19 protein-coding genes and 2 riboswitches are annotated in these 25,019 nt (G+C 64.6%); of the genes, 6 read left to right on the forward strand and 13 right to left on the reverse strand.

The genetic code is table 11. From position 1 onward, the window contains the following. Positions 1–71 precede the first annotated feature (71 nt). Genes efeU through efeB form a run of 3 tightly spaced genes read left to right on the forward strand, consistent with a single transcriptional unit; the run spans position 72 to position 3,577 of the window. Positions 72–992 (forward strand): iron uptake transporter permease EfeU, encoded by a 921-nt coding sequence (gene efeU / locus IWX81_RS05875; RefSeq protein ID WP_199280261.1) that lies wholly within the window; start codon positions 72–74, stop codon positions 990–992. 50 nt (positions 993–1,042) lie between these two features. Next, a complete protein-coding gene (gene efeO / locus IWX81_RS05880; RefSeq protein ID WP_199280262.1) occupies positions 1,043–2,257 on the forward strand; it encodes an iron uptake system protein EfeO in 1,215 nt (404 codons plus the stop codon). A 21-nt stretch (positions 2,258–2,278) separates the two neighbouring features. Continuing rightward, complete coding sequence (efeB, locus tag IWX81_RS05885; RefSeq protein WP_199280263.1) at positions 2,279–3,577, forward strand: iron uptake transporter deferrochelatase/peroxidase subunit; 1,299 nt, start codon at positions 2,279–2,281, stop codon at positions 3,575–3,577. Between the two features lie 249 nt (positions 3,578–3,826). On the opposite strand, the gene IWX81_RS05890 is transcribed toward efeB, so the two are convergent. The 3 genes from IWX81_RS05890 to IWX81_RS05900 all read right to left on the reverse strand — a co-directional run bounded on the left by IWX81_RS05890 (position 3,827) and on the right by IWX81_RS05900 (position 8,023). After that, the gene (locus tag IWX81_RS05890; RefSeq protein ID WP_199280264.1) at positions 3,827–4,279 is read right to left on the reverse strand and encodes a hypothetical protein; all 453 of its coding nucleotides are present in this window, start codon (positions 4,277–4,279) and stop codon (positions 3,827–3,829) included. Positions 4,280–4,388: 109 nt separating this feature from the next. After that, positions 4,389–6,308, reverse strand: coding sequence for a translational GTPase TypA (gene typA / locus IWX81_RS05895; protein WP_199280265.1), 1,920 nt, complete (start codon positions 6,306–6,308; stop codon positions 4,389–4,391). A 14-nt stretch (positions 6,309–6,322) separates the two neighbouring features. Next, positions 6,323–8,023: a dipeptide ABC transporter ATP-binding protein gene (locus tag IWX81_RS05900; RefSeq protein ID WP_442977620.1), complete on the reverse strand. Its 1,701-nt coding sequence runs from the start codon at positions 8,021–8,023 to the stop codon at positions 6,323–6,325. A 50-nt stretch (positions 8,024–8,073) separates the two neighbouring features. Here IWX81_RS05900 and IWX81_RS05905 point away from each other — a divergent pair, with 50 nt between their 5' ends. Then, positions 8,074–8,673 carry a PH domain-containing protein gene (locus IWX81_RS05905; protein WP_199280266.1) on the forward strand — a complete coding sequence of 200 codons (600 nt, stop codon included), beginning with the start codon at positions 8,074–8,076 and terminating at the stop codon, positions 8,671–8,673. Between the two features lie 8 nt (positions 8,674–8,681). Here the strand turns inward: IWX81_RS05905 and IWX81_RS05910 are convergent, their stop codons facing one another. From IWX81_RS05910 to IWX81_RS05940, 7 genes are all read right to left on the reverse strand, one after another. After that, positions 8,682–9,890: an ABC transporter permease gene (locus IWX81_RS05910; RefSeq protein WP_199280267.1), complete on the reverse strand. Its 1,209-nt coding sequence runs from the start codon at positions 9,888–9,890 to the stop codon at positions 8,682–8,684. Then, the gene (locus tag IWX81_RS05915) at positions 9,890–11,422 is read right to left on the reverse strand and encodes an ABC transporter permease (protein WP_199280268.1); all 1,533 of its coding nucleotides are present in this window, start codon (positions 11,420–11,422) and stop codon (positions 9,890–9,892) included. The genes IWX81_RS05910 and IWX81_RS05915 overlap by 1 nt, the downstream gene beginning before the upstream one ends. A gap of 105 nt (positions 11,423–11,527) precedes the next feature. Continuing rightward, positions 11,528–13,333, reverse strand: coding sequence for an ABC transporter family substrate-binding protein (locus tag IWX81_RS05920; protein WP_334593222.1), 1,806 nt, complete (start codon positions 13,331–13,333; stop codon positions 11,528–11,530). A gap of 263 nt (positions 13,334–13,596) precedes the next feature. After that, positions 13,597–15,354: a dipeptide ABC transporter ATP-binding protein gene (locus IWX81_RS05925; protein ID WP_199280269.1), complete on the reverse strand. Its 1,758-nt coding sequence runs from the start codon at positions 15,352–15,354 to the stop codon at positions 13,597–13,599. Then, complete coding sequence (locus IWX81_RS05930; protein WP_199280270.1) at positions 15,351–16,313, reverse strand: ABC transporter permease; 963 nt, start codon at positions 16,311–16,313, stop codon at positions 15,351–15,353. The genes IWX81_RS05925 and IWX81_RS05930 overlap by 4 nt, the downstream gene beginning before the upstream one ends. Next, on the reverse strand, positions 16,303–17,232 hold the full coding sequence (locus tag IWX81_RS05935; RefSeq protein WP_199280271.1) for an ABC transporter permease: 930 nt from the start codon (positions 17,230–17,232) through the stop codon (positions 16,303–16,305). Before IWX81_RS05935 ends, IWX81_RS05930 begins: the two co-directional genes overlap by 11 nt. 154 nt (positions 17,233–17,386) lie before the next feature. Next, positions 17,387–18,997, reverse strand: coding sequence for a peptide ABC transporter substrate-binding protein (locus IWX81_RS05940; protein WP_199280272.1), 1,611 nt, complete (start codon positions 18,995–18,997; stop codon positions 17,387–17,389). Positions 18,998–19,423: 426 nt separating this feature from the next. Between IWX81_RS05940 and IWX81_RS05945 the strand changes: the two genes are divergently transcribed. After that, the gene (locus IWX81_RS05945; RefSeq protein WP_334593226.1) at positions 19,424–20,092 is read left to right on the forward strand and encodes a CPBP family intramembrane glutamic endopeptidase; all 669 of its coding nucleotides are present in this window, start codon (positions 19,424–19,426) and stop codon (positions 20,090–20,092) included. Continuing rightward, positions 20,041–20,184, forward strand: coding sequence for a hypothetical protein (locus IWX81_RS14960; protein WP_334593352.1), 144 nt, complete (start codon positions 20,041–20,043; stop codon positions 20,182–20,184). The genes IWX81_RS05945 and IWX81_RS14960 overlap by 52 nt, the downstream gene beginning before the upstream one ends. Positions 20,185–20,326: 142 nt before the next feature. On the opposite strand, the gene gcvP is transcribed toward IWX81_RS14960, so the two are convergent. From gcvP to gcvT, 3 genes are read right to left on the reverse strand one after another with little or no spacing between them, the layout of a single operon-like run. Then, positions 20,327–23,236: an aminomethyl-transferring glycine dehydrogenase gene (gene gcvP / locus IWX81_RS05950; RefSeq protein ID WP_199280273.1), complete on the reverse strand. Its 2,910-nt coding sequence runs from the start codon at positions 23,234–23,236 to the stop codon at positions 20,327–20,329. Next, positions 23,236–23,607, reverse strand: coding sequence for a glycine cleavage system protein GcvH (gene gcvH, locus IWX81_RS05955; protein ID WP_199280274.1), 372 nt, complete (start codon positions 23,605–23,607; stop codon positions 23,236–23,238). The genes gcvP and gcvH overlap by 1 nt, the downstream gene beginning before the upstream one ends. A gap of 2 nt (positions 23,608–23,609) precedes the next feature. Then, positions 23,610–24,740, reverse strand: a complete 1,131-nt coding sequence (gcvT, locus tag IWX81_RS05960; protein WP_334593229.1) for a glycine cleavage system aminomethyltransferase GcvT — start codon at positions 24,738–24,740, stop codon at positions 23,610–23,612. Between the two features lie 31 nt (positions 24,741–24,771). After that, positions 24,772–24,890: riboswitch (glycine riboswitch) on the reverse strand. A gap of 20 nt (positions 24,891–24,910) precedes the next feature. Further along, positions 24,911–25,014: riboswitch (glycine riboswitch) on the reverse strand. Positions 25,015–25,019 lie beyond the last annotated feature (5 nt).

The following is a 25,019-nucleotide window of genomic DNA, read 5'->3' on the forward strand; positions in this document are numbered from 1 at the left end:
GATACGCACAGGCGGGTATCGTCTCATTGGTTAGGTAAGCCTTACCAACACTCTCGAATCGAAAGCTTCCTGTGCTCTCCAACTTCCTCATCGGCCTTCGCGAAGGCCTCGAGGCCGGTCTCATCGTCGGCATCCTCGTCGCCTATCTCAACAAGATCAGTCGCCGCGACGTGCTGCCGCGACTGTGGATGGGCATCGGAGCCGCCATCGCGATCTCACTGCTGACCGGCGCGATCCTGACCTGGGGGCCGTATGGGCTGAGCTTCCAGGGGCAGGAGATCCTCGGGGGCAGCCTGTCGATTCTCGCCGTCGCCCTGGTCACCTGGATGATCTTCTGGATGGGCACGCACGCCCGCAACCTCAAGGGCGAGCTGCAGTCGAAGCTCGACGCGGCCGTCATGGGCGCTGGGCTCGGCATCGTCGTGGTCGGCTTCGTCAGCGTCGCCCGCGAAGGCGTCGAGACGGCGCTGTTCATCTGGGCCAGCGTGAACTCGGGCTCGAACGCAGCGCTCGGCACGACGGCGGCGATCGTCGGCATCCTCGTGTCTGTCGTCATCGCCTACCTGATCTTCCGCGGGCTCGTCCGCATCAACCTCTCCCGCTTCTTCACCTGGACCGGCCTGTTCCTGATCGTCGTGGCCGCCGGGGTGCTCGCCTACGGCGTCGGTGACCTGCAGGAGGCCGGTGTGATCCCCGGCAACAACCAGATCGCGTTCAGCCTCGCCACGGTCATCCCGCCGACCAGCTGGTACGGCACGGTGCTCGGCGGCCTCTTCAATTTCACGCCAGAACCCACCTGGGCGCGACTCGTGGTCTGGCTCGCCTATGTCGGCGTGGTCACCCCGCTGTTCCTGCGCAGGGTCGGCGGTGGTCGAGCGACACCGGCCCCCGTCGCCGCCGGCGCAGCCGCCGCCGGCGCAGCCGCCGCTGGCCCAGCCGCAACTGGCCCCAGCCCCCAAACCACTGTCGTCCCCGCGCCCAGCCGCGCCTGACGACCCTCTCCCTTTCCGTGTTCGAACACCCCAGACCCAGGAGCGCAGCCATGCCCCAACGACTACTCATCGGCGCCGCCGGAGCCACCGCCCTCGTGCTGGCCCTGGCCGGTTGCGTGCCCAATAATGCGGCATCCGCGACGGCCCTCACGGTGGATGTCACCGACGACACGTGCGTCGTCTCCGGAGCCACCGCGGCTGCCGGAGCCGTGCCGTTCTCGATCACCAACGCGGGCACCGGAGTCAACGAGTTCTACATCTACGCCGAAGACAAGCTGCGCATCGTCGGGGAGAAGGAAAACATCACCCCCGGCCAGACCGTCTCCCTCGTCGCCCAGCTCGACCCCGGCACCTACTTCACCGCGTGCAGGTTCGAGAAGGTGGGTTCCCCCATCGGGCTGGCCGAATTCACCGTGACCGGGGAGGCAGCGCTCGGCACCGAGGCCGAACAGGCGCAGTCGGAGCAGGCCGTCACGAACTACATCGCGTACATCCAGCAGCAGGTCGCCGAACTCACGCCCCGAGTCACCGCTTTCGCTGATGCGTACGCCGCCGGCGACGACGAGACCGCCAGGTCCCTCTTCGCGACGGCCCGCCTCTCCTACGAGCGCATCGAGCCGACGGCTGAGGCCTTCGGTGACCTCGATCCACAAATCGATTACCGCGAAGTGGATGCCGTCGCCGAGGGCATCGACTGGACCGGCTTCCACCGCATGGAGAAAGACCTGTGGGCACCGGGCGAGTCAGACCTCAACTCCGATGGCCAGTCCGCCCTCATCGACTGGGCACCATCCACACCGGATGAACGCCAGCAGTTCGCCGACGGACTCGTCAAGAACGTGCGCGAGTTGTCAGACCTCGTCAACGCCGATGACTTCTCGGTGAGCCTGGCGGACATCAGCAACGGTGCCATCGCGCTGCTCGACGAGGTCGCGGTCGGCAAGATCTCCGGCGAGGAGGACTGGTGGTCGCATACCGACCTCTTCGACGTGTACGGAAACGTCGAGGGAGCGGAGGTGGCCTTCGTGACGGTCAAGGGCATTGCGAGCGCCAGTAGCGCCGAGGGTGCCGAGCTGGCCGAGGACATCGAGACCGAATTCACCGCACTGAAGGCGCTGCTCGGCACTTACGGCAGCATCGAATCCGGATTCACGAGCTACGACACCGTGTCGGATGCTGAGCGCAAAGCCATCTCCGACCAAGTCAACGCGCTGGCCGAACCGCTGTCCAGGCTCACCCACACCGTGCTCGGCATCGCCGGCTGACTTCCGTACTCCGAGAATCCCATGAGCAAGAAGATCACCCCATCGGCATCGCCGGAGTCCGCGCACCCCGGGATCTCTCGCCGCGGGCTTTTCGGGCTGGCGGGAGCCGGTGTCGCCGGGGTGGCTGTCGGCGGGGCATCCGTCGGCGCCGTGGTGACCGGCGCGGGCGCGACCAACACCGCCGGGGTCTCGACCACGTATCCGTTCTTCGGTGAGCACCAGGCCGGCATCACGACTCCCGCCCAGGACAGGCTCCATTTTGCGGCATTCGACCTCTCAGCGGGCACGTCACGGGGCGACCTCGTCGCGTTGTTGAAAGACTGGTCGTTCGCGGCGTCCCGCATGACCCAGGGGCAGGATGTCTCGGCATCCGGTGCCGTGAATGGCTCACCGTTGGCGCCGCCGGACGACACCGGCGAAGCGCTCGACCTGCCGGCCAGTGGACTGACGATCACGTTCGGATTCGGCCCCACCCTCTTCGTCACCGACGACGGCGTCGACCGTTTCGGAATCGCCAGCAGGAAGCCAGCGCTCCTGACTAACCTCCCCCGATTTACCGGGGACGCGCTCAAGCCCGAAAACGGCGGCGGCGACCTCTGCATCCAGGCCTGCGCCGACGACCCGCAGGTGGCGGTGCACGCCATCCGGAACCTCACGCGCATCGCGTTCGGTCGCGCCTCCATCCGCTGGTCGCAACTGGGCTTCGGCCGCACGTCGTCAACCTCCACGTCGCAGGTGACGCCGCGCAACCTCTTCGGGTTCAAGGACGGAACCGCCAACATCAAGGCCGAAGACCCGTCGACGGTCAATGACCAGGTCTGGGTCGGCAACGACGATGCGGCCTGGCTCGCCGGCGGCAGCTACCTCGTCACCCGAAAGGTCCGCATGATCATCGAGGCCTGGGACCGGGTCATGCTCGGCGAGCAGGAGCAGGTCATCGGCCGCAGCAAGGGCCAGGGCGCCCCGCTCTCCGGCGGAACCGAGTTCTCGCCGATCGACCTCGAGGCCACCGGCGCCACTGACCAGCCGCTCATCGCGTCGAACGCGCACGTCAGGCTCGCGCACTCCTCGATGACGAAGGGCTCGCAACTGCTCCGGCGCGGCTACAACTTCGTCGACGGCAATGACGAGCTGGGGCGGCTGGATGCCGGACTCTTCTTCATCTCGTTCCAGCGCTCGCCGCAGCAGTTCATCGACGTCCAGTCGAGCCTGAGCCGTGATGCGCTCAACGAGTACATCAAGCACGTCAGCTCTGGCGTCTTCGCGATACCGCCGGGCGCGGCATCCGGAAGCTACGTCGGCGCCAGCCTCTTCGGCTGACACCGCGCACTGCCGCCGCCCCGCCGCCGCACCCTTCCGCCGCACCCTTCCGCTGCACCCTTCCGCTGCACCCGCCGCCGCGCCCTGCCGCCGCCCCGTGTTCATAACTCCTGCAAAGTGTGTCGAGCAACGCAGCAGATCCGCACCGCCTTGGGGCTATGACGCGACGGGCGCCGCGAATCGCAGGAGTTATGAACACGGGCGACAGCTGCGAGAGACGAGCTGCTGCGGTGCGGCCCGCAGGGCGAGCTACGGGGCGACGGCGATCGTGGTGACCGTGTAGTTGACGGTGACGCCGCCTTCCGTGGTCACGACCACGGCGATCGTGTACTTGTCGTTCGTGAAGGTGCCGAGGGATCCGGTCTCGGTGGTGCCACCGGCGACCTCGCTCGAGGTGAACCCGGCGTCGGTCAGCTGGGCCGCGACTGTGTCGAAGATGGCGGGATCGGTGGCCTTGATCGTGACGTTCCAGACCTGGTCGTCACCGGTCTTGAAGCCTGCGCCGAACTGGATCTCGCCGTCGACGACGGGCACGTCGCTCGGGAAGTCCTTCGGCATGGATGCCCCGCCGAGGTCGACGTCACCGCCCGTTGCCTGTTCGATGATCGATTCGACGGGATTGAGGGAGCAGCCCGCGAGCACAGGGGCCAGCGCGAGCACGACGATGACGGCAAGGGGTGCGCGCACGCTGGAGAGCTTCACGGGCACATCGTAGCGCGCTCGAGGCTCCACGGGAATGCTCGGTTTTGCCGGGAAACCACGAAAGCTCGCCCGGCGCGGCTGCGCTGGGCGAGCTTTCGATGAAAGGTTGTTACGCGTTCTGCTTCTTGCGCTGCGAGTACGCACGAGCGCGAGCGTTCGAGTCGAGCTCGACCTTGCGGATACGGATCACCTCGGGGGTAACCTCGACGCACTCGTCTTCACGGGCGAACTCGAGGCATTCCTCGAGCGTGAGCTTGCGCGACGGGGTCATGCGCTCGAACGTGTCAGACGTCGACTGGCGCATGTTGGTGAGCTGCTTCTCCTTGGTGATGTTCACGTCCATGTCGTCTGCGCGCGAGTTCTCGCCGACGACCATTCCCTCGTAGACCTCCTGGGTCGGCTCCACGAAGAACGACATGCGCTCCTGCAGTGCCGTCATGGCGAACGGAGTGGCGACACCTGAACGGTCTGCGACGATCGAGCCGTTGGTGCGGGTCTCGATGGCGCCGGCCCACGGCTCGTAGCCGTGCGAGATCGCGTTCGCGATACCGGTACCGCGGGTGATCGTCAGGAACTCCGTGCGGAATCCGATGAGGCCGCGCGACGGAACGATGAACTCCATGCGAACCCAGCCTGTGCCGTGGTTCTGCATGGTCTCCATGCGGCCCTTGCGGGACGCGAGCAGCTGCGTGATCGCGCCGAGGTGCTCTTCCGGCGAGTCGATGGTGAGGTGCTCGAAGGGCTCGTTGAGCTTTCCGTCGATGTGCTTCGTGACGACCTGCGGCTTGCCGACGGTCAGCTCGTAGCCTTCGCGACGCATCTGCTCCACCAGGATGGCGAGCGCTAGCTCTCCACGGCCCTGGATCTCCCAGGCATCGGGGCGACCGATATCGACGAGCTTGATGGAGACGTTACCGACGAGTTCGCGGTCGAGGCGGTCCTTGACCATGCGAGCGGTGAGCTTATGGCCCTTGACCTTGCCGATGATCGGGGACGTGTTGGTTCCGATGGTCATCGAGATGGCGGGGTCGTCGACCGTGATGGTCGGCAACGGGCGCACGTCATCCGGATCGGCGAGGGTCTCACCGATGGTGATGTCTTCGAAGCCCGCGACGGCGACGATGTCACCGGGGCCAGCGGACTCCGTCGGGAAGCGGTCGAGTGCCTTCGTGATGAGCAGCTCGGTGACGCGCACGTTGTGAACGCTGCCATCGTGCTTGACCCAGGCGACGGTCTGGCCCTTCTTGATGGTGCCGTTGAAGACACGCAGCAGGGCGAGCCGGCCGAGGAACGGCGAAGCGTCGAGGTTGGTGACGTGAGCCTGGAGGGGGTGCTCGTCGTCGTAGGTCGGAGCCGGAATGTGCTTGATGATGGCATCGAACAGCGGTTCGAGATCGTCGTTGTCCGGCAGTGTGCCGTTCTCGGGGCGGTTCCAGCTTGCTGCACCGTTGCGGCCGGAAGCGTAGACGACGGGAACGTCGAGTACGGCATCCAGGTCGAGGTCGGGGAAGTCGTCGTGCATGTCGCTCGCGAGACCGAGGAGCAGGTCCTGGCTCTCGGTGACGACCTCGTCGATGCGCGCATCGGGGCGGTCGGTTTTGTTGACGAGCAGGATGACCGGAAGCTTGGCCTCGAGGGCCTTCCGCAGCACGAAGCGCGTCTGCGGCAGCGGTCCCTCGCTGGCGTCGACGAGCAGCACGACGCCGTCGACCATGGACAGGCCGCGCTCAACCTCTCCACCGAAGTCGGCGTGGCCCGGGGTGTCGATCACGTTGATGATGATCGGTCCGCCGTCGCCGTTGGCAGCAGCATGGATGCCGTTGTACGAGATCGCCGTGTTCTTGGCGAGGATCGTGATGCCCTTTTCGCGTTCGAGGTCGTTGGAGTCCATCGCGCGCTCTTCGAGGTGGGCGTGCGCGGCGAACGAGTTGGTCTGCCTCAGCATCGCGTCGACGAGGGTGGTCTTTCCGTGGTCGACGTGGGCGACAATCGCCACGTTGCGCAGGTCTGAGCGTGTGGCGATTGCCATAAACGTGTTCCTTCTTAGTTCTGGCCTTCTGTGGCCTTGGAGGCTGCGCGGGTCTCACGCCGCTCACGCTGAGCGAGCGGATCCGGCAACGGCACGGCAGCGATGAGTCGCTGTGTGTAGGGGTCTTTGGGGTGTCGCAGGATCTCATCTCGAGTTCCCTGCTCCACTAGTCTACCGCGATGCATGACCGCAATCCTGTGCGCGAGGATATCCACCACAGCGAGGTCGTGGCTGACGAAGAGGCAGGCGAACTGGAGTTGTTGCTGGAGCTCCTGCAGCAGGTCCAGGAAGCGAGCCTGCACAGAGACGTCGAGCGCGCTCGTCGGTTCGTCGGCGACGAGCAGTTTCGGGGTCAGCGCGAGCGCCCTGGCGATGCCCACGCGCTGGCGCTGGCCGCCGCTCAACTCGTGCGGGTAGCGGTTGCGGTAGCTGGTGGGGAGTTCGACGGAGGTCAGCAGCTCCTGCACCCGGCGGTCGAGGTCTTTGCCTTTGGCCTCGCCCGCGAGCAACAGCGGCTCACCGATCGACTGGCCGATGGGCATCCGGGGATTGAGGCTCGATCCCGGGTCCTGGAAGACGATTCCCGTCTTCTGGCGAAGCGGACGCAAGTCTTTCTGGTTCGCGTTGGAGATGTCATAACCGACGACCGTCAGCGTTCCCTCCGCGATGGGAAGCAGCCCGACCGATGCGCGCCCGAGGGTTGTCTTGCCCGACCCTGACTCCCCCACGAGCCCGACGATTTCGCCCGGGAAGACTTCGAGGTTGATGTTCTCGGCGGCCCGGAATGCCGGAACCCGGCCGCGCTTGGGGTATTCGATGGAGACGTTCTCGAATTTCAGCACGGCCGCGCGGGTATCGGTGCGGGCCTCGGTGACGCGCAGGGAGGTCTCGACTGTTGCCGCGCCCAGATGGGGCACGGCCGCGAGCAGCGATTTGGTGTACTCGGCGGTCGGCCGGGTGAACACGTCGATGACGGTGCCGGTCTCGACGGCGAGCCCATCCTTCATGACCATGATGTGGTCGGCGAGGTCGGCCACGACGCCCATGTCGTGAGTGATCAGGATGATCGCACTGTCGAGTCGCGTGCGCAGGCTGCGCAGCAGATCGAGGATCTCGGCCTGCACTGTCACGTCGAGCGCGGTGGTCGGCTCGTCGGCGATCAGCAGCACGGGATCGCACGAGATCGACTGGGCGATCATGGCTCGCTGGCGCTGGCCACCGGACAACTGGTGGGGGTACTTATTGAAGGAGGTCGGCGGATCCGGCATCTCGACCTTGGTGAGAAGGTCGATCGCCCGTTCCTTCGCCTCGGTAGGAGTCAGGTCGAAGTGGGAGCGCAGGGCCTCCATGATCTGAAAACCGATCGTGTAGACCGGGTTCAGCGCCGTCATCGGCTCCTGGAAGATCACGGCGACCTGGTTGCCTCGCACCTGCCGGAGCTCGCGCTCGGGGATGCCCTGCAATTCCCTGCCGAGGAGCTTGATCGACCCCGACACTTTCGCGTTGGCCGGGAGAAGTCCGAGAAGCGCCATCGAGCTGGAGCTCTTGCCCGAACCCGACTCGCCGACGATGGCGAGCACCTCACCCCGCTTGACCGAGTAGTCGAGGTCGATGGCGGCGGGATAGAACGTGCCGTCGACCCAGAAGTCGACGCCGAGGCCGCTGACCTCGAGCACTGTTTCGGCGGTGCCGGTGGATGGAGTCATCGTGGCCATCAGCTGACCTTCCCTGCTGGTGTCGACGTGGGATCTGCGAAGCTGGGAGCATGCGATTCGCCCCGACCACCTTCCGCCCCGTCTTCGGTCGAGTGTTGGGTGTCGTTGTGGCGATCATCGCTGTGTCCGGCATCGCTGGCTTCATCATCGGGGGCGATCCCGCTGGCCTCGTGCGTTACGGATGGGGCATGCTCCTGCTGGTGGCCGTCGTGTTCGCGCTGTTCTGGAGCCCCAGCCTGCGGGTAGAAGAGCACGCCATCACCGTGCGCAACGTTTTCAGCACCATCACGGTGCCGTGGCCGGCGATCCAGCGCATCGACACGAAATACGCTCTCACGCTCTACACGACCGGCGGGACGATCTCGGTCTGGGCCAGCCCCGCGCCGAACCGCTACGCCTCGCATAATGCCGCGAGTTCGGATGCGCGGCTCGCGTCCAACGGGATGGGAGCGGTGCGGCCCGGCGACCTTCTCTCCACGGGAAGCGGTGCCGCGGCTTTTGTCATCCGCCGACACTGGGAGGAGCTGCGTGACGACGGCCTGCTCGACGCCGGCGTCGAAGCCGGCAGCCTTCGCCGCGACATCCACTGGCCGACGATCATCGCGCTGGGCACGCTGACGATCGCGACGATCCTGGGCATCGTGCTCTAGAGCGCGCATCAGTTATCGCCCAGTCTGGGTCGGTCGTTGGTGTCGGGTTTATCGGCGTCATAGCCGCGGACGGGGCCCACTCCGCCGTCTCCCTGCATCCCCGCGCCTCGAGACGACACGATAGTCGCGGCGCGGTCGAGGTCGCCGGCAGCAGCCGGAACGACGTCAGGCTTTCCGCCACCGGGACCGACGCGCTTCGCCTTCGCGAGCGCCCTGTCGGTGGGCATGCGACGCTGGCGCGGGTCGAAGGCGTCGCGGAGTCCGTCGCCGATGAAGTTGATGCACAGCGCGATGGCGATGATGAAGAGGCCGGGCCACCAGAACAGCCACGGTCGCGTCGAGAAGGCGGCCTGGTTCTCGCTGATGATCTTGCCGAGCGAGGTGTCGGGCGCCTGCACGCCGTAGCCGAGAAAGCTGAGTCCGGTTTCGATCAGGATCGCCGCCGCCATCAGCAGCGTCGAGTTTACGATGATGACGCCGATGGCATTGGGCAGGATGTGGCGGAAGATGATGCGCGCATCGCGAGCTCCAGCCACGCGGGCAGCATCCACGAACTCACGCTCACGCAGGGACAGGAACTCGCCGCGCACCAGTCGCGCAAGCCCCGTCCAGAGCACGAGGCCGAGGATCAGCGCCAGGACGGGCGCCCCCGCGATGCCGAAGCGGCGACCGAGAACGGCACCGATCACGATCACGGGGATGGTGATGATGATGTCGGTGAAGCGCATCAGCACCGCGTCGGTCGCGCCGCGGTAGAAGCCGGAGACGGCTCCGACGACGGTGCCGATGATGGTGGCGATGCCGCCGACGATCACCATGATCATGAGCGACTGTTGGGTGCCTCGCATGACGACGGCGAAGATGTCGCGGCCCACCTCGTCCTGGCCGAACGGGTGGTTCCCGAACGTGAACGGGAAGAGGGAGAAGGTGGGCCGGCCGCCGTTCTCGACCGTGACAGCGATGTTCCAGGTGTACTGCCACCATCCACCCGGCTTAAAGTCGCCGAACTGCGGACCGACCGAGGTGAAGGCCAACAGGATGATGAACAACAGGACGACCATGGCGACGAGGGCTCCGCGATGACGGAAGAACCGCTTGCGGACGATCTGGCCCTGGCTGAGCCCTGCGATGTCTTTCAGCTCGATGGAGGATTCGTCGTCGGTCACGCCGGGCGTGTTATGGCCGGGCCGCTGCACCGGAGGTTCGAGGTTCGTCATCAGGACACCCGGATTCGTGGGTCGAGCCCCGCATACACGAGGTCTGCGAGCAGGTTGAACAGGATCGCGAGCCCGCCGGTCACGAGGAAGAAGGCCATCACGGGGTTCGGATCGACCTTGTCGAGGCCGTTCTGGAACAGTTGCCCCATTCCGACGAAGCCGAACACTCTCTCTGTGATCACTGCTCCGCCGATGATGCCTCCGATGTCGAATGCGACGATCGTGGCGATCGGGATGAGCGCGTTACGGAAGGCGTGGCGGACCACGACGGTGCGCTCGGTGAGCCCTTTCGCCCTGGCCGTGCGGATGTAGTCCTGGTTCATCACTTCGAGAAGACTCGCTCGCGAGTATCGCGTGTAGCTCGCAAAGGAGATCAGGATCAGGGCGATGGTGGGCAGCAGCAGGTGGGTGAACAGGTCGACGCCCTGGACCCAGAGCGACCCTTCGAGCCCGGGGGTGGATGATCCGACCGTCGCGATCGGGCGCCCCTTGATCCTGTCCGAGTTCGCGTACTGGTTCCAGACGAACATGAACCGGTCCAGAGCGATGAGCCCGGCCACGAGGAATCCGGTGATTGCGGCAGTGCGCGCGACCGGCAGTCGGTCCGTGCCCCCGAACAGCCAGCCGATTCCAAAACTGACCCCGATGGTGAGCAGCGCGATGAGCACGAGCCCCCAGAGTTCGAGGCCGAACGAGAATCCATAGAGGAACGGGAAGTAGATCGCGATACCCACGGCGGCGACAGTCAGGGAGGCGTACAGCGCCCTCCTGCGTTTCAGGCCCGTAGAGATCAGAGTCACGCCGAAGGCGATTCCGACCGACGAGATGATGATGCCGACGAATCCGATGTGGGGTGTCGAGAACCAGTCCGTCACGTCCATGTAGAACAGGATGCCCGCGGTCGCGACCGCGGCGATACCGAAGGTCAGCAGCTTCTGCAGCCCCTTCCGCGGAATGATCGACATCCAGATCAGCCCGGAGATCACCGCGATGATCGGGATGATCCAGTATTCGATCTTCGGATCAGCGAGGAAATCGTTGAACCCGATGGCGATGTACTGCTTCAGGAGCACGGCGACCCAGAAGATCGGCAGTGAGAAGAACAGGAACGAGATGAAGGTCACGCCGTAGTCGTATCCGCTGTACTGGCGAAGCGCGGTCGTGATGCCGACCGTGATGCCCAGGATGATCGCGACGATGCTCGCGATCGTCACGAGTTGCAGCGTCGAGCCGGCTGCCTGCGCGAGGAGCACCGTCACCGGCTGGTTCTGCACTGTGACACCGAGGTCGCACTGGCCGATGAAGCACTTTCCGACTCCCGCGAGCCAGATGAAGTACCGGAGGAATGGCGGAACATCGAGGTTGAGCAGCTCTGTTCTGGCCTCGATGAGTTGCGCTTTGTTCGGCGCGGTGCTGACTCGCAGATCCTCGAGGGGATCGCCTGACAACGCCGTCAGGATGTACATGAGGTACGTGGCTGCGAGAAGAATGAAAATCGACGCGATGAGGCGTCTGACGATGAATGTTGCCACGAGCGTGACCTGCCTTACTGCATCTTCCAGAATGGCGGGCGCTGGGACCTCGCGGTCCCAGCGCCCAGAATTAGCTAGCGGTAGTGAGTAATCGAATCTTCTCGATTATTCGCTGACCGGGCTCCATTCCCAAATGTTCCAGAAGATCGTCGGCGAGAGCGTCGACGGAGCGATGTTCGCGATCTTCGTCTGGTCGAACGCGGTCACCGCCGGGAACTGGAAGATCGTGACGCCGTAGAAGTCTTCCCACAGCAGCTTGTCGATCTCCTTCTGGATCTCGATCTGAGCGTCCAGGTCGAATTCCTTGCCCAACTCGTCTGTCAGCTTGTCCATTTCGGGGTTGCTGTAGAAGTTGAGGTTGTTGATGCCCTTCGAGTTGAAGGTGGGGGGCGGGCCGTTGGTCACACCAAGGCTCGTCGACTGCCATCCGAACAGCGATGCGTCGTAAGCACCAGGGGTGCCCAGCAGGCCTCCCCAGTCGGGGCTGGAGCAGTCTGTGACGTTGAAGCCAGCCTGAGCAGCAGACTGCTGGATCAGCAGGAACTCGTTCGCACGGCGAGGGTTCGTCGACGAGAAGAGCATGCAGACCTCGGGGTTGGTCACGCCGGCTTCGGCGAGAAGCGCCGTGGCGCCCGCGATGTCGACCTCCGCGTAGTCTGCGGAGCCGTTCGCTGCGACTGATTCGTCGTATCCCTCTGCACCCGGCAGGAAGACCTGCGAGTCGCGAGTGACAGCGTCGGCCTGGATCGGCACGATGAGCTTGTCGACGATTTCCTGGCGCGGGATGACCTTCATGAACGCCTCGCGGATGAGGGGGTTGTTGAAGTGCCCGCTCTTCGACTGGTCGAACTGGAGGTCGATGTGCTCGTAGGTACCCTCGTAGCCACCGATCACGGTCACATCAAGTGCAGCAAGCGCATCCGACACGTCAGCCGTCGCCTGGGGCGAGATGACCTGGACCTCACCGTTCTGGAGCGCCTGGACTGCCGCGAGCGGATCCGTGATGAACCTCACGGTGATCTCGGCAACCTCGGGCTTGTGGTCGCCCACGTAGTTCTCATTCGCGGTCAGGGTGATGTACTGGTCGGCCACGAAGTTCGTGATCGTGTACGGCCCGTTGCTGACGACGAGACTGGTGTCGGTGGGCATCTCGGTGAAGTTGAATCCCGTGTTCCAGAAGCTGGCGATCTTCGCCAGCGACTCTGCGTCGTTGTCGGTGATGGCCGTGACGAGGGCGTCCTTCGCCTCCTGCGGGTCTTCGATTCCGAGAGCCTGCTGAGCCACGACATGAGCGGGAAGCCCGGCGCTGGTGAAGGAGAGCTCCCAGTCGACGAACGGAGCATCCCAGGTCATCGTGACCGACTTCTTGTCGTCACTGACCTCGGGCAGCTCGCTCACGAGGCCGGGACCGGTTGTCGGGTCAGCGCCGGAGTCGAAGAAGACGACGTCGGTCGGGAAGTCCGGGGTGAATTCACCGGTATCAGGGTCGGTGAACTCGGTGGAATCGAAATCAGGCGTGTTCTCAGCGCCCGACAGCGAGACCCAATTGAGCAGGAGGTCTGCGGCGTCGACGGCGGTGCCGTCGGACCACTTGACGCCGTCAGCGATCGTGTACTTGACGACCAGCGGGTCGTCTGAAACCTTCTCGTACGTTCCGAACGACGTGTCCTGGATGAGCTCCGGGGTGTCGTCGTAGAAGTTGAACGCCGAGTTCGTCGAGTACGTGATGTTGGCGTTGGCCGTCGCATTACCGAACGAGGTCAGGTTGTTGTATGAGTAGAACGGCTGGTTCCACGCGACCGACAGTGATGACCCCTCGACGATCTCTGACTGCGGTGCAGCGCAGCCCGAGAGGACGAGAGCACCGACGGCGACCGTGGCAGCTGCTGCTGCGAATCGTCTGATTCTCAATTTTCCTCCTGTGCAAGATGAGCGAACGCCGCGGCAAGACGAAGCGCGGCAATGCGCCTGATGTTCACACCCTAAACGGGGGTAGACCCCGGTCGGCATAGCTGGCGCGAAACGTTACACGTTGGTAACGAGAAGTGTATTAATCCACAACCAGCGCGACAATTTTGCGCCGAATTTCATCGAGACGCACAATTCTTGCGCGGTGACCGCGCACCGCGCTGTCCGCCCAGCGTGTATGAGCCACCCGTGTGGGCCCGGGAGAATCAGACGCCGAGCTTGATGCCGGCCCCGGGGATAGCTGCGAGCAGCTCCTGGGTGTACTGCTCTCGCGGATTGTCGAAGACCTCGGTGGTGGATGCCGCCTCGACGATCTTCCCCTTGCGCATCACGCACACGTTATCGGCGATGAGACGCACGACGGCGAGGTCGTGCGTGATGAAGAGGTAGGTCAGATCGAGCTCGGACTGCAGCTCACCGAGCAGCGCGAGAATCTGCGCCTGCACGAGCACGTCGAGCGCAGACACTGCCTCGTCGAGCACGACGATATCCGGCTTGAGCGCGAGCGCCCTGGCGATCGCGACACGCTGGCGCTGGCCGCCCGAGAGTTCGTTGGGGTAACGGTCGACGAGCTTTTTCGGCAGGGACACCTGGTCGAGCAGCTCGAGCACGCGGGCGCGCTGCTCTCGGCGGCCTCCCACGCGGTGAGCGACCAGGGGTTCGGCAATCGTCGACCCGATGTTGTACAGCGGGTCGAGGGATCCGAACGGATCCTGGAACACCGGCTGCATACGGCGACGAAGCGCAAGGAGGTCTTTGCCTTTGGTGTCTGCGAGGTCGCGACCGTCGACGACGATGCGACCGGAGGTCGGCTCATCCAGCTTCAGGACGAGCCTGGCCACTGTCGACTTTCCCGATCCGGACTCTCCCACCAGCGCCGTGGTCGTGCCCTTGGCAATCGAGAACGATACGGAGTCGACCGCGGTGAACGGCTCGCTGCGCAACTTGCCCGAGCTGATCTGGAAGACCCTGGTCAGATTCTCGACCTGCACGGCCGGGGGCGCCGTGAGCGCCTTTGCCGCGCGCGCGGCACGATCCTCTGCCGTGGCGACCAGGTCGACGTCGACCCCTTCATCGTTGCGAAGATCCGGGGTGGAGATTGTCGTCGAACTGCGCTGCAGTCGCTGGGATGCAAGGCTCGGCGCTGCGGCGACGAGTCGCTTGGTGTATGGATGCTGCGGATTCTGCAGCAACTCGACCGACGGGCCGGCCTCGACCACGCGACCCTTGTACATGACGACGAGCTTCTGGGCCCGCTCAGCCGCGAGACCGAGGTCGTGCGTGATGAACAGCACCGACGTGCCGCTTTCGGCGGTGAGTTTCGCGAGGTGATCGAGGATGACGCGCTGCACAGTCACGTCGAGGGCGGAGGTGGGTTCATCCGCGATGAGCAGTTTTGGCGTGGACGACAGACCGATACCGATGAGCACTCGCTGGCGCATTCCGCCCGAGAACTGGTGGGGGTACTGGCGCATGCGATCCTTCGCATCGCTTAGCCCGGCCTGCTCCAGCACGGCGATGGCCTTGGCCCTGGCGTCTTTTCCACGTGTCGCCTTACCGTTGGCCACGAGAGTCTCTTCCACCTGGAAACCGATGCGCCAGACCGGGTTGAGGTTCGACATCGGATCCTGTGGCACGAATCCGATCTGCTTGCCACGCACCTTCTCGAGTTCCTTCTCCGAGAGCTTGGTCAGGTCGACACCATCGAACAGGATGCTGCCGCCGGTGATCTGCGCAGCGCCGGGCAGGAGGTTGATGACAGACAGCGCGGTGGTGGTCTTGCCGGATCCGGATTCGCCCACGATGGCGAGCGTCTCGCCCTGGAGCAGGGTGAGGTCGACGCCGTTGACGGCCGGTACCATGCCGCTCTGGGTGGCGAATGCCACCTGCAGGTCGCGGATCTCGAGCAGTGGAGCGCCGATGCGACGATCGTCCATCGGGTTGTTGAGAGTTGGCTGGCTCATCGGCGGGCCCTCGCTTTCGGGTCTAGCGCGTCTCGAATCACTTCGCCCATGACCACGAACGCCAGCACGGTACTGGTGAGGGCGATCGATGGCCACACGAGAGTCATCGGATTGTTGCGGAGGTCGCGCTGCGCGGCGCTGATGTCATTGCCCCAGGACATCACCGACGGCGGCAATCCGACGCCGAGGAACGACAGCGTCGCCTCGGCCACGATCGCGCCAGCGAGACCGATGGTCGTGACCACGATCACGGGAGCGATCGAATTGGGAAGCACGTGACGCCAGAGGATGGTGAACTTTCCGACTCCGAGTGCCGTCGCCGAGGTGACGTAGTCGGCGTTCTTGACAGACAGCACCTGCCCTCGGAGGATTCTTGCTGTTCCCGGCCACGCGAACGCTCCGATCGCCAGCGCGATGACGAAGACGTTGCGGTACTGCACGAATACCGACATCACGACTACCGCAGCGAGGAAGTACGGGATGGCGAAGAAGATGTCGCCAATGCGGGACAGGATCGCGTCGACCCAGCGGCCGAAGAATCCACCGAGTGCTCCGAAGATCACTCCGATGATGGTCACGATGATCGTCGCGAGAATGCCGACGGTCAGGGACGTGGATGTGCCGAAGATGATCCGCGCGTACACGTCGCAGCCCTGCTTTGTCGTACCGAGGATGTGAGCCGCCGACGGGCCGGCGTTGCTCTGGCCGAGGTCGCACAGTCGGGGGTCGATCTGCGTAAAGAGGCCGGGGAAGATCGAGACGACGATGATCAGGAGGATGAAGACGCCCGAGATCCAGAACAGGGGACGGCTCCTGACATCACGCCACGCGTCGATGTAGAGGTTGCTCGGTCTCGAGTCTTCAGCGACGCTGTCGGTCTCCTGAAGCGGCGTCTCGTCGAGCGACGCGACGAAATGGGTCTCGCTGAGCGACGACCGTGAGTTCGGGCTATTTTCCATAACGGATCCTTGGATCGAGGAACGCATACAGGATGTCCACCAGCAGGTTGGAAACCAGGTACACGATTACGAATACGGTCACAAACGACACGACCGTCGGCGCCTCACTGAGAAGAATCGCCTTGAAGAGGGTGTTTCCCACGCCGGGCACGTTGAAGATGCCCTCGGTGACCGTCGCACCGACGATGAGCAGGCCGAAGTCGGTTCCGATGAGCGTCACGACGGGGATGAGAGAGTTACGCAGCACGTGGACGCGGATGATGCGTGGCCGGCTGAGCCCCTTTGCTGTAGCCGTGCGTACGAAGTCGGCATCGAGGTTCTCGATGACCGAGGTGCGGGTGAGCCTGATCACGTTCGCGACGACGAAGAACGCCAGAACGAACGCCGGAAGGATCAACTCATTCAGGGGAGCCTCGCCGCTCACTGTCGTGCGGGCCCATCCGAGCTGTATCCCGAAGACGAACTGCGCCAGGAAGGCCAACACGAAGATCGGCATCGAGATGAGAACGAGCGAGAGAAGCAGGGACACCGTGTCGAAGACACCGTTCTTGCGCAGCCCGGCGGTGAGACCGATCAGAATGCCGACGACGGCCTCGATGATGATCGCGATGACCGCGAGCCTGAAGGTAACGGGGAGGGTCCTGGCCAGGATCTCGGAAACCGGCTGGCCCGAGAAGGTCGTGCCGAGGTTTCCGGTGAAGATGCCCTGGAGGTAATACAGGTACTGCACGATGAAGGGCTCGTCGAGGTGGTACCGGGAACGGATGGCATCGGCCACGGCCGGGTTGAGTCCACGGTCGCCGCCCAGCGCAGCAATCGGGTCGCCCGGCAGGGCAAAGACCATGAAATAGATGAGAAGCGTTGCCCCGAGGAACACCGGAATGACCTGGAGAATACGCCGGAGGATGTACCAGACCATCGTTCTAGTCTTCTACCTTTGCGAGGTTTCGCAGAATTGACACAGGATTCTCCTTCAAAAGTGTCCGGGTCTGGACATGCCCGGGGCGGCGACACTGTGCCATTGGCAACGTGCCGCCGCCCCGGGGGCCGGAATCATCCGGCCGTGCAGGTTATTACTTGGTGATCTCGTAGTACGTGGGTACCGAGTTCCAGCCGAACTCGACACCGTCCACGTCGGAGCCGTAGGCGCCGGTCGCGTTGGAGTACCAGAGCGGGATGGCGGGAAGGTCCTTCAGCAGAACCTCCTGTGCCTGCTGGAAGAGACCGTTGGCAGCCTCGATGTCCGACTCCCCCGCTCCTTCCCTGAGAAGACCGTCGAACTCGGCGCTCGAGTAGTCACCGTCGTTCGAGCCAGCGTTCGTGGCGTAGATCGGGCCGAGGAAGTTGTACAGCGCCGGGTAGTCGGCCTGCCATCCCGTGCGGAACGCCGTCTTGAGCGTACGGTCGGTGATTTCGGTGCGGATCGCAGCGAACGTGGGATACGGGTTACCTGAGGCCTCGATGCCGAGAGTGTTCTTGATCGAGTTACTTATGGCCTCGACCCAGCCCTGGTGCCCACCGTCAGCGTTGTAGCTGATCTGGAACTGTCCGTCCCACGGCGAGATGTCGTCGGCCTCAGCCCACAGCGCCTTCGCCTCGTCCGGGTTGAAGTCCAGCACGTCAGCGCCCTCGAGGCTGTCTGAGTAACCATCGATCACCGGTGAGGTGAAGTCGGTTGCCGGGGTGCGGGTGCCCTCGAAGATCACGTCGGTGATCTGTCGGCGGTCGATCGACATCGAAATCGCTGCGCGACGGAGCTTGCCCTCGTCGCCAGAGAAGTGCGGGGCATCCTGCGGGATCGTGAACGACTGGAAGATCGCGGCCGGCTGGTTGATGGCGCGGTCGCCGAACTCGTCTTCGAACGATGCGAATGCGCTGTCGGGCACGGCGTCGAGCACGTCGAGGTTTCCACCCTGGAGGTCGGCGTATGCGGCATCCTGCGTCGCGTAGAAGATGAAGTCGACCCCACCGTTCTGCGGCACGCGGTCGCCCGTGTACTCCGGGTTCGGGATGACCTTCAGGCTGACGTCGTGCTTCCAGGCGCCTTCGCCGTCGAGCATGTACGGTCCGTTGCCGATCGGGTCCTCGCCGAAAGCAGCAGGATCGGTCAGTGCGTCAGCCGGCAGGGGGAAGAACGCCGAGTAGCCGAGGCGCAGCGGGAAGTCGGACTCCGGCTGCTTCAGCTTCACGGTGAAGGTGGTGTCATCGACGACGGCCAGACCGCTCAGTTCACTGTCTTCGTCATAGCTAAAGCCTTCGATCGACTCGAAGAAGTAGCTGCTGAGCTGCTCGTTGCTGAGCAGGGCACCGTAGTTCCAGGCGTCGACGAAGGAGGACGCTGTGACTGCCTCACCGTTGCTGAACTTCTGGTCTGCCTTGATCGTGATGGTGTAGTTCTGGGAATCGGTCGTCTCGATCGACTCTGCAACGTCGTTCTTCGGCGCACCGTCGGCGTCGTAGTAGACGAGCCCTGCGAAGATGCTGTCCAGAATCTTGCCGCCACCGACCTCGTTCGTGTTGGTCGGGATCAGCGGGTTCTGCGGCTCTGAGCCATTCACCGTGATGACGGCGGTGGAATCACCGGCGTTGTCGCCGCCGCCATCAGTGGCAGCGCAGCCCGTGAGCACGAGTGCCGCGGTCAAAACCAGGCCTCCCGCTGCAGAGGCGATTCTAAAGTTTCGCAATTTTCCTCCTGGTGAAAGATGAGCGACAACGTGGCATCGTGTGCAACGGCGCGCTTGGTGTTAGCACCCTAATCGGGGACATACTCTTCTCAAAACTGTAGACGGAAACATGAAGCCCGAATGACGCGAACGTGAATTTCTCTCTTTTCGTGATGGATTATGTCGCTGAATCGATCTCGCACACATGAATATTGCGTTGATCTGGCCCGGGCGCTCATAATCAGCAAGGTGATCGGCGTACGATCGAAAGGTGAGCAACAGCACACTGTCGGAAACTCCCAGAGCATCCGTCGATGTGGGTACCGGTTACTGTCGAGTCCGCACAACAGGTTTCTCGCGGTGTGACGGTGCGTTCCCCAACGGAATGCCAGCCTTCACGGCGGCTCCGGAGTGAGTCGGCCGCTGTCGGGCCTGCAGCGTGATGGGATGTCGCGACCGAGGCTCTGGGCCGAGATCGGCATCGTGCTCGGGCTCTCACTCGGGGCATCCGCCGCGTATTCGGTTGTCTCCCTCGCCAATAAACTCACGCGGGAACAGGCTCTCTCACAGCAGACCACCTCGATCAACAACTCGCTCAGCGACCGGCCGATCTTCGACCTGATCTACCAGCTGATGGCCGTGTTCTTCGACCTGGTCCCGGTGGCTCTCGTGGTGTTCCTGCTCTGGCAGGCGACACGACCACACCTCGGCCGACTGGGAATCGACTTCACGAGACCCGGCCGTGACGCCCTCACCGGGCTCGGACTCGCACTCATCGTCGGTGCCGGCGGAATCGTCGTCTACCTCGGAGGCGTGGCGCTGAACCTCAACACCACGGTCAATCCCTCAGCGCTGGACACGTACTGGTGGACGGTGCCCGTGCTGCTGCTGCGGGCCATCGACGCCGGTGTCACCGAAGAGGTGATCGTCATCGGCTACCTGTTCGCGAGGCTGCGCGACCTCGGCTGGGGACGGTGGCAGATCATCGTCGGCGCTGCCCTGCTGCGCGGCACGTACACCTCTACCAGGGCTTCGGCGCGTTCGTCGGCAACGTCATCATGGGAATGTTGTTCGGTTGGCTGTACACCCGCTTCGGACGTGTGCTTCCGCTCGTGATCGCCCACGTGATCATCGACTCGGTGATCTTCATCGGCTACCCGTGGGCCGCGGCGGCGTTCCCGCAACTGTTCGGGCTGCCCGCGGCCTGAGCCGCGGCATCCACTCGACCCTTTCATCATTCAGGAGGTTGTGGGGCTGGAGGGGGTGGAGTCACCTACGGGACCCCACCCGCCACATCTGCCCCACCCCTCACACCACCTCCTGAATAATGAAAGTGGCGTGGGGAACCGATCAGTCGGCGAACGCCTCGATCGGCGGGCACGCGCACACCAGGTTGCGGTCGCCGAACGCGTTGTCGATGCGCCTCACGGGCGGCCAGTACTTGCGGCTGATGAGCGAGCGCAGCGGATAGACCGCCTGCTCGCGCGAGTACGCGTGCTCCCACTCCCCCTCGATCACGGCCTGCGCGGTGTGCGGCGCGTTCACGAGCGGGTTGTCGTCGGAGGGCCAGACTCCGGATGCCACGGCGTCGGCCTCATCCTTGATCGCGATCATCGCATCGATGAACCTGTCGATCTCAGCGAGGTCTTCGCTCTCCGTCGGCTCGATCATGAGCGTGCCCGCGACGGGGAACGACATGGTCGGCGCGTGGAATCCGTAATCGACGAGGCGCTTCGCGACGTCATTGTTGTCGATGCCGGTCGCTTCCTTGAGCGGCCGCAGGTCGATGATGCACTCGTGAGCCACGAGCCCGTTGTCACCCGCGTAGAGCACCGGGTAGTGATCGCGCAGGCGCGCGGCGACATAGTTCGCCGCCAGCACCGCGGCACCGGTGGCGGCTTTCAGGCCATCCAGCCCCATCATGCGCACGTAGGCCCAGGAGATGGGCAGGATGCTCGGGCTGCCGTACGGCGCAGCGCTGACGGGTCCGCCCCCATGCACGAACTCGCCCTCACGGCCGGTGTTCAGGTCGAAGGCCGGGTGCTGCGCGCTCTGGGCCATCGGGTGGCCGGGCAGGAACGGAGCAAGGTGGGCTTTCGCGGCGACGGGACCGACGCCAGGGCCGCCTCCGCCGTGCGGGATGCAGAACGTCTTGTGCAGGTTGAGGTGGGACACGTCTCCCCCGAAGTCGCCGAACCTCGCGTAACCGAGCAGCGCGTTGAGGTTCGCTCCGTCGACGTAGACCTGGCCGCCGGCGTCGTGCACGGAGTCGCAGATCGCGCGGATCTCATGCTCGTAGACCCCGTGGGTCGAGGGGTAGGTGATCATGAGGGCCGCGAGCGAGTCTGCGTGCAGCGCGATCTTGAGCTTCAGGTCGTCGAGGTCGACGTTGCCGAGGCTGTCTGTCGCGACCACGACGACACTCATGCCGGCGAGCACGGCGCTGGCGGCATTCGTGCCGTGGGCACTCGACGGGATCAGGCACACCGTTCGCTGGTCGTCGCCGCGGGAGCGGTGGTACCCGCGGATCGCGAGCAGGCCCGAGAGCTCGCCCTGGCTGCCGGCGTTCGGCTGCAGCGAGACTGTGTCGTAGCCGGTGACCTCGGCCAGCCAGGTCTCGAGATGGGAGATCATCACAAGATAGCCAGCGACGTCTTCGACCGGAGCGAAGGGGTGGATGCCCGCGAACTCCGGCCACGTGACCGACTCCATCTCCGTGGCGGAGTTGAGCTTCATCGTGCACGAGCCGAGCGGAATCATGCCGCGGTCGAGCGCGTAATCCTTGTCTGCGAGGTACTTGAGGTAGCGCATCATCGACGTCTCGCTGCGGTGCGTGTTGAATACGGGGTGCGCGAGGTAGTCGGAGGTGCGCTGCAGGGCTTCGGGCACCGGGGAGGCCGGTTGCCACGTGCCTGCCTCGCGGGCCGCGACAGGCTCGACGCCGAAAGGCGCGAGTGCAGCGTCGGCAAACTCCGCGTCTGCGGCGCTCGATTCGTCGAACGCGAGTCGCACAGTGTCATCGTCGACGAGGCCGTAGAGGATCCCTGCGGAGTATCCCGCTGCCACGATCTCGGCCGCGCGACCGGGCACGCGCACGAGGATGGTGTCGAAGAATTCGGCGTGCACGACCTCGACCTGCGACGCCCGCAGGCGCGCGGCGGCGTTCAGGGCGGTGCGATGCACAGAGGTCGCGATGCGCTTGAGGCCATCCGGCCCGTGATAGACCGCATACATCGAGGCCATCACTGCGAGCAGCACCTGCGCGGTGCAGATGTTGGACGTGGCCTTTTCGCGACGGATGTGCTGCTCGCGCGCCTGCAGGGTGAGGCGGTAGGCGGGGTGGCCGACGGCATCCTGTGACACACCGACCAGGCGACCGGGCAGCTGCCGTTCGAGCCCCTTGCGCACGGCCATGTAGCCGGCATGTGGTCCGCCGAAGCCCATGGGCACGCCGAAGCGCTGGGTCGTGCCGACGGCGACATCGGCGCCGAGCTCGCCGGGCGAGGTGATGAGGGTGAGGGCGAGCAGGTCGGCCGCGACGACGGCGAGGCCGCCGTTCTGCTTGACCGCCGCTATGGCCGCCGAGGGGTCGACGATGCGACCGGAGGCTCCGGGATACTGCACGAAGAGGCCGAAGGCGTCCACCATGTCCGCAGAATCGATGTCGAGTTCGATGAGCTCGATTCCCACGGCGTCCGCGCGATTGCGGAGAATGGCCTTGGTCTGCGGTAGGGCGTCGGCATCGACGATGAAGACGTTCGATTCGACTCCGGATGCGCGCCTGGCCAGCAACATCCCCTCCACGACGGCGGTGCCCTCGTCGAGCATCGACGCGTTCGCGGTGGTCATGCCCGTCAGGTCGGAAACCATGGTCTGGAAATTGAGGATGGCCTCGAGCCGGCCCTGGGAGATCTCGGGCTGGTATGGCGTGTATGCGGTGTACCAGCTGGGGTTCTCGAGCACGTTGCGCTTGATTACCGCCGGGGTGATCGTGTCGTAGTAGCCAAGGCCGATCATGGATCGGTTGACGGTGTTGTGGTCGGCGAATGCGCGGAGTTCCGCTAGCGCCTCGCGTTCGGTGGCGGCGACCGGGATGCTGGAGCGCACCGTCGGCGATACCGCGATGGATGCCGGAACAGCGGCGGTCACGAGGGCCTCGACGGTGTCGTAGCCGATCGCGGCGAGCATCGCGGCCTGAGCCGCGGCATCCGTTCCGATATGACGCTGGGCGAAACGCTCCTCGAAAGTCGGCTCGGTCATCACTCGCCCGTCAGTTCCGTGTATGCGGCGAGGTCGAGCAGCTCGGGCAGTTCGGTGAATCGCACTTTCACAAGCCAGCCCTCACCGAACGGGTCGCTGTTGACGAGCTCTGGGCTGTCGCTGACGGCCTCGTTGGCCTCGACGACCGTGCCGTTGACCGGGGCGAACAGCTCGCCGACCGACTTGGTGGATTCGATCTCGCCGACCACAGTTCCCTCCGCCAGGGTCGAGCCGACCTTCGGCAGCTCGACGAAGACGATGTCACCGAGCTTCTCGGCGGCATAGGCGGTGATGCCGACTGTCGCGACATCGCCCTCGATGAGCACCCACTCGTGCTCAGCCGTGTACTTGAGTTCATTCAGTTCAGCCATGGTCATGCCTCTCGCTTGTAGAAGGGAAGTGCTACGACGGATGCCGCGACTCGCGACCCCCGCACATCTATTGCCAGCGCGGTGCCTGGTGCGCTCACACCCGGATCGACATACGCCATCGCGATCGGGTAGCCCAGGGTGGGCGAAAGTGCGCCGCTCGTGATCGTTCCGACCTCGACGTCGCCGTCGAACACGGCGTACCCGGCCCGACCGGCGCGCTTGCCCTCGGACGCGAGCCCGACGAGCACTCGCGAGCCGTCCGGTGAACCGACCTCTGAGGCCTGGCGACCGACGAAGTCGCCCTCCTTCTTGAGATTCACGACCCTGCCGAGTCCGGCCTGAGCGGGGAGGGTATCCAGTCCGAGTTCGTGGCCGTACAGCGGCATTCCCGCTTCGAGCCTCAGGGTGTCCCGGCTCGCGAGCCCGGCGGGTTGCAGGCCGAACAGCTCACCCGCGGTCGTGAGCGCCGCCCAGAGGGCAGCCGAGGCATCCGCCTGGATGTAGAGCTCGAAGCCGTCTTCGCCCGTGTATCCGGTGCGGCCGATCATGAGCGGCAGTGACTCGAACGTGCCGTTGGTGCACCAGTAGTACCTGAGGTCGTCGAGCTCGACGCCGCTGATGCCGGCAGTCGCAGCAACGATCTCGCGTGAGCGCGGCCCCTGCACGGCGATGAGAGAGACCTCGTCGCTCTGGTCATCCACCGTGACGTCGAAGTCGGAGGAGCGGGAAGCGAGAGCCTCGGCGACCGGAACCCGGTTGCCGGCGTTGGCGACCACGAGGAAGGAGTCGTCGGCCTTGCGGTAGACCACGAGGTCGTCGATGATTCCGCCTGCCGTGTCGAGCAGCAGGCTGTATTTGGCCTGGTCCACCGCGACGGCGGAGAGCTTGCCGGCCAGCGCGAAGTCGAGGAAGGCCGCGGCATCCGGGCCGGAGACCAGGATCTCGGCCATGTGGGAGATGTCGAAGATGCCGGCAGCAGTGCGAACGGCATGGTGTTCGGCGAGGTCTGAGCTGTAACGGACCGGCATCAGCCATCCCGCGAAGTCCGTAAAGCTGGCGCCGGCAGCGGCGTGCACATCGTGCAGCGGCGACTGCCTGGGCTGCGTTTCTACGGCAGGTGAATCATCGGTCACGGAGTTCTCCTGTAAGCATGGCTGCGGGTGGAACTCCCCCTCTGTCATGGGCCTGAGAGTTTCGCGGCACCGAGAGTGACCTCGGTTCGCTTTCACCTTCGGCGGAAGCCGTGCTGTCCCCAGCGGGCTTCGCTTTTCAGAGCGGCCGTGCCCGGGCTTCTCAGCGGGGACAACTCGGTGCGGTACGTGAACCTGAGAGATTGGCGGGGAGGCTTGCTCCTTCGGTGCCGACCATTGCGCCAGGCGCAGCGTTCGGCTCTCCCGCATCGTGTGGCGGCC

Source organism: Salinibacterium sp. CAN_S4, from assembly GCF_015752305.1.
Classification (GTDB): Bacteria; Actinomycetota; Actinomycetes; order Actinomycetales; family Microbacteriaceae; genus Rhodoglobus.

Coding starts and splice junctions, on each gene's coding strand:
- IWX81_RS05935 (WP_199280271.1), bottom strand. CDS start 17,232: ATGGTCTGGTACATCCTCCGGCGTATTCTCCAGGTCATTCCGGTGTTC.
- IWX81_RS05930 (WP_199280270.1), bottom strand. CDS start 16,313: ATGGAAAATAGCCCGAACTCACGGTCGTCGCTCAGCGAGACCCATTTC.
- typA (WP_199280265.1), bottom strand. CDS start 6,308: ATGGCAATCGCCACACGCTCAGACCTGCGCAACGTGGCGATTGTCGCC.
- IWX81_RS05900 (WP_442977620.1), bottom strand. CDS start 8,023: ATGGCCACGATGACTCCATCCACCGGCACCGCCGAAACAGTGCTCGAG.
- efeB (WP_199280263.1), top strand. CDS start 2,279: ATGAGCAAGAAGATCACCCCATCGGCATCGCCGGAGTCCGCGCACCCC.
- IWX81_RS05945 (WP_334593226.1), top strand. CDS start 19,424: ATGTCGCGACCGAGGCTCTGGGCCGAGATCGGCATCGTGCTCGGGCTC.
- IWX81_RS05925 (WP_199280269.1), bottom strand. CDS start 15,354: ATGAGCCAGCCAACTCTCAACAACCCGATGGACGATCGTCGCATCGGC.
- efeO (WP_199280262.1), top strand. CDS start 1,043: ATGCCCCAACGACTACTCATCGGCGCCGCCGGAGCCACCGCCCTCGTG.
- IWX81_RS05910 (WP_199280267.1), bottom strand. CDS start 9,890: ATGACGAACCTCGAACCTCCGGTGCAGCGGCCCGGCCATAACACGCCC.
- IWX81_RS05905 (WP_199280266.1), top strand. CDS start 8,074: ATGCGATTCGCCCCGACCACCTTCCGCCCCGTCTTCGGTCGAGTGTTG.
- gcvH (WP_199280274.1), bottom strand. CDS start 23,607: ATGGCTGAACTGAATGAACTCAAGTACACGGCTGAGCACGAGTGGGTG.
- gcvP (WP_199280273.1), bottom strand. CDS start 23,236: ATGACCGAGCCGACTTTCGAGGAGCGTTTCGCCCAGCGTCATATCGGA.
- IWX81_RS14960 (WP_334593352.1), top strand. CDS start 20,041: ATGTTGTTCGGTTGGCTGTACACCCGCTTCGGACGTGTGCTTCCGCTC.